The 13,346-nt window shown below is 48.2% G+C and carries 9 protein-coding genes and 2 pseudogenes; 5 read left to right on the forward strand and 6 right to left on the reverse strand.

The features are described 5' to 3' along the window. Positions 1–234: 234 nt before the first annotated feature. The 3 genes and pseudogenes from DZE2538_RS00670 to DZE2538_RS00680 all read right to left on the reverse strand — a co-directional run. Positions 235–2,997, reverse strand: coding sequence for an SIR2 family protein (locus tag DZE2538_RS00670; protein ID WP_038915337.1), 2,763 nt, complete (start codon positions 2,995–2,997; stop codon positions 235–237). Positions 2,998–3,113: 116 nt separating this feature from the next. Next, entirely contained in the window at positions 3,114–4,256 is a 1,143-nt protein-coding gene (locus tag DZE2538_RS00675) for a PD-(D/E)XK nuclease family protein (protein WP_038915338.1), read from the reverse strand. A 38-nt stretch (positions 4,257–4,294) separates the two neighbouring features. After that, a pseudogene (locus tag DZE2538_RS00680) lies at positions 4,295–4,960 on the reverse strand (IS3 family transposase); the annotation flags it as partial. A gap of 48 nt (positions 4,961–5,008) precedes the next feature. On the opposite strand from DZE2538_RS00680, the pseudogene DZE2538_RS20060 reads away from it, so the two are divergent. Then, a pseudogene (locus DZE2538_RS20060) lies at positions 5,009–5,532 on the forward strand (IS5 family transposase); the annotation flags it as partial. A gap of 153 nt (positions 5,533–5,685) precedes the next feature. Here DZE2538_RS20060 and DZE2538_RS00685 read toward each other — a convergent pair. From DZE2538_RS00685 to DZE2538_RS00695, 3 genes are all read right to left on the reverse strand, one after another. After that, positions 5,686–6,549: a YicC/YloC family endoribonuclease gene (locus tag DZE2538_RS00685; RefSeq protein WP_016943498.1), complete on the reverse strand. Its 864-nt coding sequence runs from the start codon at positions 6,547–6,549 to the stop codon at positions 5,686–5,688. A gap of 129 nt (positions 6,550–6,678) precedes the next feature. Beyond that, complete coding sequence (locus DZE2538_RS00690; protein WP_012882866.1) at positions 6,679–7,587, reverse strand: LysR family transcriptional regulator; 909 nt, start codon at positions 7,585–7,587, stop codon at positions 6,679–6,681. A 127-nt stretch (positions 7,588–7,714) separates the two neighbouring features. Then, entirely contained in the window at positions 7,715–8,797 is a 1,083-nt protein-coding gene (locus DZE2538_RS00695) for a dipeptidase (protein WP_038917079.1), read from the reverse strand. A gap of 201 nt (positions 8,798–8,998) precedes the next feature. Between DZE2538_RS00695 and DZE2538_RS00700 the strand changes: the two genes are divergently transcribed. The 4 genes from DZE2538_RS00700 to DZE2538_RS00715 are packed head-to-tail and all read left to right on the forward strand — an operon-like array spanning position 8,999 to position 13,334. Further along, positions 8,999–10,594: an ABC transporter substrate-binding protein gene (locus DZE2538_RS00700; protein WP_038915339.1), complete on the forward strand. Its 1,596-nt coding sequence runs from the start codon at positions 8,999–9,001 to the stop codon at positions 10,592–10,594. Continuing rightward, entirely contained in the window at positions 10,594–11,604 is a 1,011-nt protein-coding gene (locus tag DZE2538_RS00705) for an ABC transporter permease (RefSeq protein ID WP_019844133.1), read from the forward strand. The genes DZE2538_RS00700 and DZE2538_RS00705 overlap by 1 nt, the downstream gene beginning before the upstream one ends. Next, positions 11,601–12,503 carry a nickel transporter permease gene (gene nikC / locus DZE2538_RS00710; protein ID WP_012882870.1) on the forward strand — a complete coding sequence of 301 codons (903 nt, stop codon included), beginning with the start codon at positions 11,601–11,603 and terminating at the stop codon, positions 12,501–12,503. Before DZE2538_RS00705 ends, nikC begins: the two co-directional genes overlap by 4 nt. After that, positions 12,504–13,334: an ABC transporter ATP-binding protein gene (locus DZE2538_RS00715; protein ID WP_038915340.1), complete on the forward strand. Its 831-nt coding sequence runs from the start codon at positions 12,504–12,506 to the stop codon at positions 13,332–13,334. Positions 13,335–13,346: the final 12 nt, after the last annotated feature.

Below are 13,346 nucleotides of genomic sequence, written 5' to 3' on the forward strand. Positions count from 1 at the left end.
ACTCCTAAAGCTAAACCGAGTTGCTTATTTTTATAAGGCAATTAATATTTACTCAAACTGGCTATAAAAACTCTAGACATATCGAAATTCCCCCTTCAATAAAACCTTTAATTTTATACCGAACGTAACCATATATCTATAAACTAAATATTTAAACCAAGCTATTACAATGTAGAAAACCTTGACTATTGAATGATCAAGGTTTTCAAGAATTAATAAATAAAAAACTCTATTCTATTGTTTCTGATCTCCCATCTTAGATTCGATATTCGTTAGTGCATCACTGAATTGAGAAAGTCCTTTCACTTCAATCAGAAACCTTAGTAAACTTGGTAATCTATTTTGAATGTCAGCGGAAAGAAATTTATCATTTAATAATTTACCTGGTATGCTTTCATTTATAAATAATTCTAATCGTTGAATAAACCCATCAGGGATAGGATACCCACGAGAAAATAACATTAGCTTTGAAATATAATCACTTGGTTCTTTGAGTGAAACGTCCAATACATTATTATAGATAAAATTATCAATGCTAGTTTTAACATCAACATTACCAATTTCTTTTATATCTAGTAATAAGTTATCGGTGAAAAATGTTTTCACCCTATCACTCTTGCCCATTAGTTTACTTAAAGCACTATCCAATAGCTCTACATTTTCATAAAAAAAATCATGTTTCAATGAGGTTGCATATATATTTAACACCGTTTTACTTGTGAGGACAAATTTATCATATGCATTATGTTCATCAAGGATTATCTTGTTAAGAATTACATCGATCATTTTGAGGAAGTAAGGGTGATGTTTTTCATAAAAATATAAGTTAATGTCTTTAAAATATTTAATACTTTCATAAATATCTACATTTTTAGTTCTAAATTCAAAAACAGGTAATATACAGTCTATTAATGCACCAAGTTGCTTATCATTCCACCTGACAAACCCAGAAATTAATATGACATTATAAAACCAATTGTGTATAGATGTAAGATAAATTGAGCGTTGATCTTCAAAATAAAAAAGATGACAAATATTCTTTATAGAACTCAACAAGTAATTCTTTATGATAATAATTTCGTTTATACTAATCTTGCAGACGGCAAGGAATCTTTTATCTGTAAATAATTTACGAGCGAAATCTTCTAATTTATTTTTCTTACAATATTTAATAAGGATAAATAGATCTAGGACATTGATATGAAAGTCATCTTCCATTAGATTGTGTTCTAAACTACCTAAAATGGTTGATTCAAAAAAATTCTTTGTTTCAACAAACACATCTATAAAGATATCGTTCCCAATAATAAAGAAGATATATGGGTAAAGCTTATTTCTTAGTTTAAGTTCATCGATAGATGACGCGAAACCACCATTTATTCTAATATTAGCATAGCTCTGGTTTTTCTGAATTTCTACATTGAACCTGTAGTAAGCCTTATATATTTCATCAAGTTCTATTATTTTTATTAAATATTCAAGATCTTTTTGTATCGACTTAGGGAAATCGCGAATTTTTTTATTATAATCATAAGGGAGGAAATCTTTTATTATTTCTTTTGAAACATCATATAGCTTATCATATTCATTCGAAGCATTCGATTCGACAATATCATAGATAATATCATAATTAGCCATATGTATAGTAGCCATAACATAGTTATTCTCATTAATATAATGTTGTACCTTACATAAAAAATACTCTAAAAGCTTTCTAAACTCTTTATTACCAAACAATATCACATCGCTATCACTTGAATAATTAAAGCTAATTTTGTCACGCAACAAATCATCACCGTCTAATAAAAAACTTTTTACTGGATATGTCTTACCACCAACAGCGACCTTGCTTATGAATGCTTTATTTAAAATATTAATAATACAATCACGATTTTCGTCATCGCAATTAAGTATATTATTAAAATAAAACTCATTCACAATTCGGCTGTATTTATTATAATCGGTGGTTAAATCGTCTCCCTGAACGCGAAACATTATATCCCTATCATATTCAATGGTGCAGTTAGTAAACTTTCTACCTATTTGTTCTGGTAGTACAACGTTATACTGAGATAAAACCCCTAGCTTATTATTTATATAGTTACTAATTTTCCTTAGTATGAAAGACTTCTCATCAGGACTGTTTATTGCATCACCTAAAGTTAACATATATTTGGCAATTAGCTCATCTGTTTTAGTTATGTTTTTTAGATCTGCGAAGAAAATATTATACAAATCTTTATAGGATGCGGCCCCCATTAAGGGTGTTAATGTTGATATTCCATGATTCTTTAAATAATGAACCTGAGCATCATCAAAATTCTTTTGGAGAAGATATTTTTTTGGCGTCGATTTTGAAATATTAGTAATCCATGTAACAATTTGTTTTAAATCATAATCGCTATATGAATATCCTAAAAATATAACCATACTGGTCGAGAATATCCCTTTAATATAGTTCTCTATGAGTGGGAAGTTATTACTATATCTTAAATAATCGTCCTCTTTGAAAACAAAATTATGCTGACGAAAGTCACCATGCATCTTGATAATTTTTTTATCTAATTGACTTTGTGCTAAATCGGCATCAGAACTTATCAAGTCATAAGCAAGCCCTAAACTTTTAGCTGTTTTTTCGATTAAATCATCCCAATTTGTTGTAATAATATAATGCGGATTTAAATCGAAAAGTTTTCTATGAAAATCACTCGGCTCTAGCTCTATAATAGATGACTTTATTTTATTTACATAAGTATGGTGTCCGAACTTAAGAAAATAAAGCTGTGCAATCTTTAAAGGATCTCTTTCATGTGAGGCATTTAAGTCCTCTTTTAGCTCATCAATTAACTCATTCCAGTCCGGCGATTTCCTAAATTCAGTTTCGCTAAACTTAGAAAAACCAGATCCTATGAAAAAAACAAGCTTGTTGTTTTCACTGGCCTTTAAAATTTCTTTTAATTCTTTTTCTGGAAAGGATAATCCTTCAAATTCACTCATGTAATTATTCCTATATGACACTGAGATAAATAGTTAAATCACTTTGATGGACTTTCTTGCTGATTAGAAAGAAAAACCACTTCCGCTTAATTTAATAAATCAGGATGAAGCACAAGTCAGATATTTCTCATCTTACTTGCTAGTGAAATTTTCTCTTTCATCCATGTAGTCATATCCTCTAATAATGCCATAGCAGCTGCTTTATCTTTGGCGGATCCCCAAAAACTTAATGTTAGATGCCGACCACTTTTAGAAAAATCAATACCATATTCATCATCACTCGCAGTTTTCAGAAATGCATTATTCCTAATCTGAGTTTCCACTTCATTTTTAAGCGATGATAATTCAGGATACTCATTCTCATTAATTTCAGCATCTACATAAAACTGAACACCAGTATCTTCCTTAGAAGGACGATATACAAGTCTAAGATATGAACTTCCATTTCCCCATTCACTGGGTTTGAAATTTAAAGCTTTATAATCCCCTTCCCAGTTATTAGCACTTTTGACAATTGTGCTATCAGGTAAGATCTTTGCAACAATATCTTTACCCTCTTGGTATACAGCTTCTTCAAAGAAAGAGAGAAGTTCTTTTGCTTTTAAAAGACGATCAAAATTATTGATAATGAAGTCTGATTGATCTTTATTCATAACATTACTCACATTATTATCATTTAATGTTAAAAGATGCGATAGAAATTCTTTATAGAAGAAAAACCATTTATCTACTGATTCAACTGTTATATCTTTACCCACTCTAGATAATGCAGCTTCGACTAACTTTGAGTAGTTTATTACTGTCCAATCACTAAACACTGGAAATCTATTAATCTCTGGTTTTAAAATACACTTAAATATTTCTTGGGAATTATTCTTAAGACTTTCTAAACATTCATCATAAGCTTTAAACGGATTGTTTACAGATGAATAAACCTTATTTTCAATCCCAATGATAAAATCGTCATGAATGATAACAATATCAAGCCGTTCACCATTTTTACAGACAACCTCACGCTGAACAGTTAGCGAAGAGAAATCCATATTATCAACATCTTGCCCAAGAAGTTGCAGTAATGATTTCAATAGCCACGGTTTAATATTTGGATCTAATCCCATAAATACAGACATGAGGTCTGAAGTAGGATTTTCCAAATAACCAGAACCGCCTATATCATAAAAATTTGGTTCAGGAATATCCTTAATGTCTAACTCTTCCACTTTTGATAAAAAAGAGTCAGAAAGAATAGTCTCATACATTTATTTAAACCTCTCCTGATGGGGTAATCCCCCCATTTTTAACCGGGCAGATGAGTAGAATCGGATAAGCGCTGAATATGCTGCATTGGTGTGAAGCCATTCAGCGCCATATTCGGTCGTTCATGATTATAGAACCATTGCCATTGTGTGGCGTATTCCTGCAACTCACTCAGCGAATAAAACAGATAGTGCCCCAGCCAGTCATAACGCACTGTCCGGTTATAACGCTCAATATACGCATTCTGCTGTGGCTTCCCCGGCTGAATAAAATTGAGGGTAATATTTTGTCGTTCAGCCCATATTATCAGAGTGTTACCTGCATATTCCGGTCCGTTGTCACAACGAATCGATACCGGTTTTCCCTTCCATTCAACCAGCTGTTCGAGAGTTCTGACTACCCGACTAGCCGGAAGGGAAAAATCGACTTCTATTGCCAGGGCCACGCGATTGAAATCATCAATAATATTCAGCAGACGGACTGAGCGGCCATCTGACAACTGATCATGCATAAAATCCATTGACCAGCTCTCATTACGGCCTGCGGGAACACTCAGTGGTTCAGGCTTTTCACGTTTCAACCGTTTTTTAGGTTTTATCCGCATATTCAGCGACAGTTCGCAGTAAATCCGGTAAATTCTTTTGTGGTTCCAGGCAAAGCCTTTCACGTTGCGCAGATACAGGTAACACAGACCGAAACCCCAGTTTCACTGGCTGTGTCAACAACACCGCTTAATGTCCGCACCTCCACCTCCGCACTGAAAGCCGCTGCGGGGGCTAAAAAAAATACCACGATGAACTCTACTGTCATGGGCTGGGTCGCTCTAGAGGCGGCTTTGGCACCAAAATCCATCTGGCGACGGATAGCACAGGATTACCGCTGAGTTTTTGTCTGAGCGGTGGACAGGCCCACGAGAGCCGATATGCGGAAACCTTGCTTAACCGGATTGGGATTATCAGAAAAAGCGGGCACCTGAAATCGCGTCCGGGCGCGGTGCTGGCTGATAAAGGGTACTCAAGCCATTCACTACGTTAGCATTTGAAAATAAAAGGAATAAAAGCTGTAATTCCATTCAAGTCGAATGAAAAAGCCAGCCGGGATAGGCGTCGGAAACTTGATATCCAGAAGTACAAAAAACGTAATATCGTTGAACGCTGTTTTGCCCGGCTGAAGGAACATCGCCGAATTGCAACCCGCTCGGAAAAAACAGCCAGAAACTACCTGAGTATGCTTAAGTTGGGCGCTATCCGGTTATTTTTAAAGCGGTTGTCAAATTAAGGGACACACCCTAGTAAAGCTAAAATGATCTCCAGATTACCCCCCGATTATCGGTGGTTCTTGCTGGATTTAGATGTTCTTTGGTAGACGATTTTTTCAATAAAAAAGCCCATATAACATGGGCTTGTGTAATCAAATGGATTTTGAGAGAACTTACTCAATATTCTGAATCTGTTCCCGCATCTGCTCGATCAGCACTTTCAGTTCGATGGCGGAGGCGGTGACGTCGGCGTTGATGGATTTGGAACCTAGCGTGTTCGATTCGCGGTTGAATTCCTGCATCATAAAGTCCAGACGGCGGCCGACGGCTTCCTGCTTGTTGAGGATTTTGTAGGTTTCCCGCACGTGGGCTTCCAGCCGGTCGAGTTCTTCGGCCACGTCGATGCGTTGCGCCATCAGCACCAGCTCTTGTTCCAGCCGGTTGCCGTCGAGCTGCACCTGCGCTTCTTCCAGCTTGCTTTGCAGTTTTTCCCGTTGCCACTGCAGAATGTTCGGCATGTGGGCGCGGACTTTGGCGACTTCGGCGCTGACGCCGACCAGACGTTGTTCAATCAACGCTTTGAGCGCGTTGCCTTCGCTTTCGCGCGCGAGGATAAAGTCATCCAGCGCGGCTTCCAGCGCCTGCATCAGTTCTGTGCTGATGGCGTCCAGATCCTGCTCCTGTGCCGACATCACTCCCGGCCAGCGCAGGACGTCGAGTGGGTTGACCTCGCCTTCGTCACTTTGCATTTTCACCCAATTCGCCGCCGCAACCAGTTGTTTGGCCAGTGACTCGTTGAGGATCAGTTGCCCCTGTGAGCGCGGGTCCAGATCAAAACGCAGGCCACACTCGATTTTGCCTCGGGTCAGACGGTTGCGGATGCGTTCGCGGATTACCGGCTCCAGGCTTCGGAATTGTTCGGGTAAACGGATGTAGGTTTCCAGATAACGCTGGTTTACGGAGCGCAGCTCCCAGGCGGCGCTGCCCCATTCACCCTTGATTTCTCGCCGGGCGTAAGCGGTCATGCTACGAATCATCGGTGCATACCTGTTAAGAAGTGATGAGGTAATTATAACGGGCGCTTTACTAAAAGCGACAGCGGTAACGGGCTGACAAATCACGGCTTCCGGCCGGGCAGTGCCGTGGCCGGAAACGTAAGGAGGGAATCAGGCGGCGTCCAGCAGCGGCTGGCACTGGCTGGCGAGTTCACGGCACTTACTTTTCAGCACCTGTTTGAGTTGCAGGATCTCGCGGGATTGCGGGATATCGCGGCGGCTTATCAGCATCACTTCGAACGGCAGTGGCTGGCTGATGGGCACGATTTTGAGCTGGTCAGCGTAACGACGGGCGGTGAACAGGTCGACAATACCGGTGCCACCACCTGCCAGCACCATGTCGGCGATCACCGAATAGGTTTTGATGTACAGCGACGCGGCGGGTTTAAGGCGGCGATCATGCAGTGCGCGATGTACCACCTGGCCCAGCGGGTCTTGCTGCTGCATCATCAACAGGTTGTTGTGGCACAGCCATTCCAGCGATACCGGCCCTTGTTGCGGGCTGTCTTTCGGCAGTATCGCCACCATACGTGACTGGCACAGCGGTTCGGCCAGTAAATCCGGCGGCACCTGCTGGCCGAATACCAGCGCCAGGTCGAGCTGGTGCTGCTGAATGTTCTGGCACAGGGTGCTGAAGTGCTCGGTGACCAGTTCGATGTTCATGAGCGGCACCTGCTGCTGGAACTCGACCATCGCCGGGGCGACAATCATCTGGCCGAAGGCGTGAGCCGCACCGAGCCGCATGGTTTCGCACTGGCCTTTGCGAATGTTCTCGGTCAGGCGGGAAATCGCCTGCAACTGGCTGTAGAGCTGTTCTATCTCCGGCATCAGCCGTTGCCCTTCCACTGTAGGGACCAGGCCTTGCGAACGCCGTTCGAACAGGGCGAATCCCAATTGCTGTTCGGCGTGATTCAGCACCCGGCTGACGTTGGGTTGGGAAACGTTGAGTAGCCGTGCTGCACCGCTGATGGTGCCGGCCTGAACGATCGCCTGAAAGACTTCGATGTGGCGTAAACGCATAACCTGAGTCCTGTGTATGGTGTGTTCCCGACCGGCCCGATGGAGCACGATCCAACGTATAAACAAGCAAAATTCACGCCAGATAATTGAAAAACGCGGTGCAACCGCTGTAAGCCGCGGCTGCTGGCTATTCGCCCCAGGTGGCTTCGAGCACGCGCAACCAGTTGCCGTAACAGATCTTCTCCATAAGAGTGCGTGAGTAGCCCCGCCCGGCCAGTGCCTGCACCAAAATGGGGAAACCGGCCACATCCTTCATGTCACCGGGGATGGTGGTGCCATCCAGATCGGAACCGAAGCCGACGCCATTTTCTCCCAATTTTTCCAGCAGATACTCCACATGGCGGACGATCTCCTGCACCGTGGCGGTCGGGTCTTTACGGCCGTCGGCACGCAGGAAGGAGGTACCAAAATTGACGCCGACAAACCCGTCGCGTTCGCGAATCGCCGCCAATTGGCTGTCTGTCAGGTTGCGCGACTGGGCGCACAAGGCGTGGGCATTGGAGTGGCTGGCTACTAATGGTGCATCGGAAACCGCTGCCGTTTGCCAGAAGCCTTTTTCATCCATGTGGGAGAGGTCCACCAGAATGCGTTTGGCGTTGCAGGCGCGTACCAGTCGCAGCCCGGCGTCGGTCAGGCCGTCGCCGGTGTCTGGGGAGGAAGGAAAGCGAAAGGGCACTCCCTGACCGAAGATATTCGGCCTGCTCCACAATGGCCCCAGGCTGCGCAGCCCAGAGGCGTAGAGAATATCCAGCAGATCCAGGTCGGCATCCAGCATCTCGGCACCTTCGATGTGCATCACGGCGGCCACCACGCCTTCTGCCATGCAGCGACGGATATCCGCCACGCTGCGGCAGACTCGCAGTTGCCCGCCAGACGCCGCTTCAAGGCGCAACAGGGTGGAGAGCATCCAGAAGCTGATGTCACGCGCCTGCGCCATCGATGGAGTCGTTAATGAAACGTTACCATCTGGTATGGATGTTGCATCACCATTGGCAGAAGGAACGTAGGTGGCGAACAGGCCGCCAGCGAATCCGCCCTGCCGGATCCGGGGCAGGTCAATGTGACCTTGCGACGGCCCGTTCAGAAAGGCATCGGTGGGATTATCGCGATGAAGCCGCCACAGACGTGATAACACGTCGTTGTGACCATCAAAGACAGGGAGTGCGGCGTGCTGCTCAAGCGGCTTGTCTGACACAGGCGAATCTGACATGGATGAAGTACCGATACTGGATTGAAGGAAAATGATTTTCTGAGATGGAACCTGATGTGCACCTTCCTGGTGCAGGTCATTCAGGCGGAGAAATTTTGTTCGCCGCGTCACCATTTAAGCCAGCGCCCGTGATGTCTGTCAAGCCGCAAAAAGAAAAAAATATCTTATTTTGTATTTTAAAATCAGACACTTGGGGGATTAATGGTTACCAGAAGACGTTTTCTTGCCGGTTGCGCTACCGTACCTTTCCTGTCCTGGCTTAATGTGAACACCGCGTTCGCCGATACGCCGCCATCCATGCTGGTGATGGCGATGCAGCTTGATAACATGACCAGTCTCGACCCGCAGGAAGGGTTCGAGGCGGTGGGAACTGAAATTATCGGCAATCTCTATCAGCGTCTGGTGATGCCGAATCCGACCAACCCGCAAGAGGTGATTGGTGATTTGGCTGTCAGTTGGGAAGTGGCCAACGACAGCAAAACGTTCACTTTTCACCTCAACCCGAAGGCCCAATTCGCTGATGGCTCGCCGGTGACCGCTACCGATGCGGCCTTCTCGCTGCAACGTGCGGTGAAGCTGGATAAGAGCCCGGCGTTCATCATCAACCAGTTCGGTTTTACCAAAGATAATGTGGAGCAGCACATTACCGCGCCGGATGACAGCACACTGGTGATAAGCCTTGATAAACCGGCGGCGGAAACCTTCCTGTTGTATTGCCTGTCGGCTCCGGTGGGCAGCATCGTGCAGAAAAAAGCCGCTCTGGCGAATCAGCAAAATGACGATCTGGGCAACCAGTGGCTGAAGCAGAATAGCGCCGGTTCCGGCCCGTTCTCGCTGGTGAGCTGGAAGGCCAGTGAAAGCATCATTTTGCAGAAAAACGATCACTTCCCGGCGAACAACGCCTTCAAACGGGTGCTGATTAAACACATTGTTGACCCGTCCGCCCAGTTGCTGATGTTGCAAAAAGGGGACGTGGATATCGCCCGCAACCTGACCACCGAGCAGATCCGTCCGTTGGTGAACGACAGCAACTACCATTTGGTGCGCGAGAGCATCGCCAGCGTGATGTTGCTGTCTTGCAATACCGCCAACGAGTTCCTGAAAAAGCCGCAGGTATGGCAGGCTATCAAGTGGGCGCTGGACTACGACAGCATCCAGAAAAACATTCTGCCGCTCACGCACAAGGTTCATCAGAGCTTCCTGCCGGGCGGCTTCCCGGCGGCGTTGGACGATAACCCGTTCCACCTGGATGTCGCCAAAGCCAAAGCGTTGCTGAAAGACGCCGGTTATCTCGATGGTTTTGACATTACCCTGGATCACTACTCCGCGCAGCCGTACCCGGATATCGCGCAGGCAATCCAGACCCAGTTGGGCGCTATCGGCATCCGCGTGAAACTGATCGCGGCGGAAAACCGTCAGGTGTTGACCAAAATGCGCGCCCGCCAGCAGCAACTGGCGCTGACAGCGTGGGGGGCCGACTATTTTGACCCGAACTCCAACGCCGAAGCGTTTTGCATCAACACCGACAACAGCGAGGGTGCGCGCAACCGCACGCTGGCGTGGCGTTGCAACTGGTCGGATGAAAAATTCAATCAGTTGACCGAGCAGGCGCTGCATGAGCAGGACCCGGCTAAACGCATCGCGCTGTACGAAACCCTGCAACGTAACCACCGTGAGCAGAGCCCGTTCACACTGATGATGCAGGATGAGAAAACGCTGGCCTGTCGCAAGAACCTCAGCGACGTCACTATGACGGTCTTAAGCAAGGTGCCTTACCAGCAGGTGAAGAAAGCCTGATGCAGATACTGATTCGTTTTTGCAGTACGCTCGGCAGCCTGTTGTTGACCCTGTTGGGGCTTTCGGTACTGACCTTTTTCATCGGTCGGATTATGCCGACCGACCCGGTGCTTGCCGCCGTTGGGGACAATGCCCCGCAGGCGGTGGTGGAGCGGGTGCGTCAGGAAATGGGGCTGGATCAGCCCCTGTGGGTGCAATACGGTCACTACCTGAATCAACTGCTGCATGGCGATTTAGGTCGTTCGGTGCTGACCTCTAACCCGGTCACCACCGATATTGCTCGTTATTTCCCTGCCACGCTGGAACTGGCGACGGCGGCGATCATCGTCGCGGCGCTGGTCGGCATTCCGCTGGGGGTGTGGGCGGCGGTGCGCCAGGGGCGCTGGGTCGATCAGGTGATTCGCGTCATCTGTCTGGCGGGCCATTCACTGCCGGTATTTGTGCTGGCGTTACTCAGCCTGCTGGTGTTCTATGCGGTGCTGGGCATTGCGCCGGGGCCGGGGCGGCAGGACATCATCTTTCAGGATATGGTGCCGCACGTGACCGGGTTGCTGACGGTGGATTCGCTACTGGCGGGTGACTATGACGCACTGCGTGACGCGCTGGCGCACATGGTGCAGCCGGTGCTGATTCTGGCGTATTTCAGTATGGCGTATATCACCCGTATGACCCGCACCTTCATGCTTAACGCACTCAGCGGCGAGTTTGTGATCACCGCCCGCGCCAAAGGGTTATCGTCCCGTCGGGTGGTCTGGCGGCACGCGTTCCCCACGGTTGCGGTACAGCTGGTCACCGTACTGGCGTTGACCTACGCCGGGCTGCTCGAAGGGGCGGTGGTGACAGAAAACGTCTTCTCCTGGCCGGGGTTGGGCCAATACCTTACCACCGCGTTGCTCAACGCAGATATGAACCCGGTGGTGGGTGCCACGTTGCTGGTAGGCGCAGTCTATGTGCTGCTGAACCTGCTGGCTGACATTTTCTATCGACTTTTGGATCCCCGCGTAACATGAGTTTTTTGGTCTCACGAGCCTGGTTGCTCGACGAAACGCCCGCCACACGCCGTCAGGCGGTGTGGGGGCAGCGTTACCGCCTGTGGCTGGGGTTTCGCACCAATCCGCTGGCGGTGATAGGGTTGATCATCATCGCGGTGGTGATGCTGCTGGCACTGGTGGCCCCCTGGCTGGCCCCTTACGACCCCGGTTTTCAGAACCTGTCTAACAGGTTGGCCGCGCCGTCTGCGGCGCACTGGTTCGGCACCGATGAACTGGGGCGTGATGTGTTCAGCCGTATTGTCTACGGCGGGCGTACCACGCTCGGTATGGTGCTCGCGGTGGTGGCGCTGACCGCGCCCATCGGCCTGCTGGTTGGCTGTATCGCCGGTTATGCCGGTGGGTGGCTGGATAAAATCCTGATGCGGCTGACCGATATCTTTCTGGCCTTTCCTCGACTGGTGCTGGCGCTGGCGTTTGTCGCGGCGCTGAAACCGGGAGTGGAAAGCGCCATTCTGGCGATTGCGCTGACCGCCTGGCCACCGTATGCCCGGCTGGCGCGAGCGGAAACGCTGCAATTCCGTCATACCGATTTTATCGCCGCCAGCCGCCTGACCGGTGCTGCGCCGCTGCGCATCATTCTGCGCCACATTATGCCGTTGTGCGTACCGAGCCTGATTGTGCGGGTGACGTTGGACATGAGCTCCATCATCATCACCGCCGCCAGTCTGGGCTTTCTTGGCATGGGTGCACAGCCGCCGTCACCGGAGTGGGGCACGATGATCGCCACCGCGCGGCGTTTCCTGTTCAACGCCTGGTGGGTGCCATTAGTGCCCTGCGTCGCCATTTTCCTGACCTCGCTGGCCTTTAACTTTTTGGGTGATGGCCTGCGTGATGTGCTGGACCCGAAGGAGCGCTAAATGCTGGTGGAAATTGAGAATCTCCGTATCGCGTTTGCCAACCGGATGGAAACGTTTGAGGCGGTACGTGGCGTTAGCTTCAGTGTTGGTAAGGAAAAATTCGCTATCGTCGGTGAAAGCGGTTCCGGTAAGTCGCTGACGGCCCGTAGTCTGATGCAACTGCTGCCGGGCAGCGCCCGTGTTCAGGCCGACAAACTGAGTTTTGACGGTATCGACCTGCGCGGTGCCACTGAAAAAACGCTACGCCAAATCCGTGGCAAGCGGGTCGGTTTTATCCTGCAAGACCCGAAATATTCGCTGAACCCGGTAATGACCATCGGCCAGCAGGTGGCGGAAGCCTGGCGCGAGCACAAAGGCGGTAGCCGCCGTGCGGCGATGGATGCTGCCATCGACCTGTTGGATCAGGTGCGCATTCGTGACCCGCAGCGGGTGGCGGGGCGTTATCCGCATGAAGTTTCCGGCGGTATGGGGCAGCGGGTGATGATCGCCATGATGCTGGCACCGGACCCGGAATTACTGATTGCCGATGAACCGACCTCTGCGCTGGATGCCACCGTGCAGGCGGAGATCCTCTGCCTGATTGACGATCTGGTTTCGCAACGTGGCATGGGGCTTATTCTGATCAGTCACGATCTGCCGCTGGTGTCGCACTTTTGCGATCGCGTCGCGGTGATGTACGCCGGGCGGATCGTCGAAATGCTACAGGCCAGCGAACTGTTACAGGCGCAGCACCCGTATACACAAGGGCTGCTGGCCTGCCTGCCGTCGTTGAAACACCCGCGTGCCCGGCTGCCGGTGCTGCAGCGTGACCCGGCCTGGAGGGATGCGTAATGGGGAAAATGC

The organism is Dickeya zeae NCPPB 2538 (genome assembly GCF_000406165.1).
Taxonomy (GTDB): domain Bacteria; phylum Pseudomonadota; class Gammaproteobacteria; order Enterobacterales; family Enterobacteriaceae; genus Dickeya; species Dickeya zeae.

Excerpts from the sequence above, each read along its gene's own strand:
- DZE2538_RS00695 (WP_038917079.1), bottom strand. The coding sequence starts at position 8,797 with ATGTCAGATTCGCCTGTGTCAGACAAGCCGCTTGAGCAGCACGCCGCA.
- DZE2538_RS00700 (WP_038915339.1), top strand. The coding sequence starts at position 8,999 with ATGGTTACCAGAAGACGTTTTCTTGCCGGTTGCGCTACCGTACCTTTC.
- DZE2538_RS00670 (WP_038915337.1), bottom strand. The coding sequence starts at position 2,997 with ATGAGTGAATTTGAAGGATTATCCTTTCCAGAAAAAGAATTAAAAGAA.
- DZE2538_RS00675 (WP_038915338.1), bottom strand. The coding sequence starts at position 4,256 with ATGTATGAGACTATTCTTTCTGACTCTTTTTTATCAAAAGTGGAAGAG.
- DZE2538_RS00690 (WP_012882866.1), bottom strand. The coding sequence starts at position 7,587 with ATGCGTTTACGCCACATCGAAGTCTTTCAGGCGATCGTTCAGGCCGGC.
- DZE2538_RS00715 (WP_038915340.1), top strand. The coding sequence starts at position 12,504 with ATGCTGGTGGAAATTGAGAATCTCCGTATCGCGTTTGCCAACCGGATG.
- DZE2538_RS00705 (WP_019844133.1), top strand. The coding sequence starts at position 10,594 with ATGCAGATACTGATTCGTTTTTGCAGTACGCTCGGCAGCCTGTTGTTG.
- DZE2538_RS00685 (WP_016943498.1), bottom strand. The coding sequence starts at position 6,549 with ATGATTCGTAGCATGACCGCTTACGCCCGGCGAGAAATCAAGGGTGAA.
- nikC (WP_012882870.1), top strand. The coding sequence starts at position 11,601 with ATGAGTTTTTTGGTCTCACGAGCCTGGTTGCTCGACGAAACGCCCGCC.